This is a genomic window from Okeania sp. SIO2B9 (assembly GCF_010672505.1).
Lineage (GTDB): Bacteria > Cyanobacteriota > Cyanobacteriia > Cyanobacteriales > Microcoleaceae > Okeania > Okeania hirsuta.
In genome coordinates this window covers 1-1,014 of the sequence record NZ_JAAHGK010001829.1, presented here as the reverse complement: position 1 = coordinate 1,014, position 1,014 = coordinate 1, and the positions used below count along the sequence as shown (strand labels likewise).

1 protein-coding gene is annotated in these 1,014 nt (G+C 54.2%); it reads left to right on the top strand.

All coding sequences use genetic code 11. The features are described from left to right. On the top strand, positions 1-951 hold a 951-nt coding region (locus tag F6K13_RS34765), incomplete at its 5' end, for a hypothetical protein (protein ID WP_287290199.1). Positions 952-1,014 lie beyond the last annotated feature (63 nt).

The window sequence follows — 1,014 nt, the reverse complement described above, 5'->3', positions numbered from 1 at the left end:
TCTCGTGTTGACGCCCCAGCTATTTACCTGCCACTGGTGATAGAGGCCATCAAACAATGGAAGGGACAGGCCGTATGGGTGGCGATGGACACCACGATGATTGATGAGGACCGCTGCATGATCCATCTGTCGATTATTTGCTGTGGTCGAGCCATCCCATTGCTATGGAAGACTTTGGAGCACAACAGTGCATCGGTGGCCTACCAGGAGTATTTACCCTTGCTGCGTCAAGCCCAGTGGCTATTGCGTCGTCATACGGTCACGCTGTTGGCGGACCGAGGCTTTGCCAACCGAGCATTGGTTGCTGGGCTACATCAGAGCCGATGGCACTATCGCCTTCGGCTGCCCCACGATACCCCCATTCACCGGGGTGCGGATGCGGTCTTTGAACTGCACAGTCTGTTGCCCTCAAAGGGGAATGCGATAGGCTATCAAGCCATCGGGCTGTGGAGTGATGGCACCCTACACAGCAACCTGATGATGGGCAATCTCGACAACGGGGAGGAGCCCTGGGCAGTCATCACCGATGAAGCCGCCACACTGCAAACCCTCTGGGATTATGGCCGACGCTTCTGTTGCGAAGAATTGTACCTTGATAGCAAATCGGGGGTCTTTGACTTGGAGGGCAATAAGATCCGAGACCCTCAAGCCATTGACCGATTGTATTTGGTCGTCGCGGTGGCCATTCTATATGGCACCCTGCAAGGAATGGCCGTGCAGCTTGCCGGAGTTCGTCGTCAGGTTGACCCCCATTGGCAACGGGGCTTGAGTTATCTCAAGATTGGCCTCAGGTGGATCAAGGGAGCCATCAACAAAAGACGAAAACTCTTTGATATTGGCCCATTACTGCTCCATGACTCCGACCCCTGCTTTGCTTCAAAACGGGCGAAGCAAGAGTATTATGCCCAGCGACGCTTCAGGCGAGTCCGGTTGATTCAGTGCCTTTGGTGAATGGGGCTAATTGAATCGTAATGGCTGGATGAAGAGCGCTCATGCGTTCATCCAGCCATTACA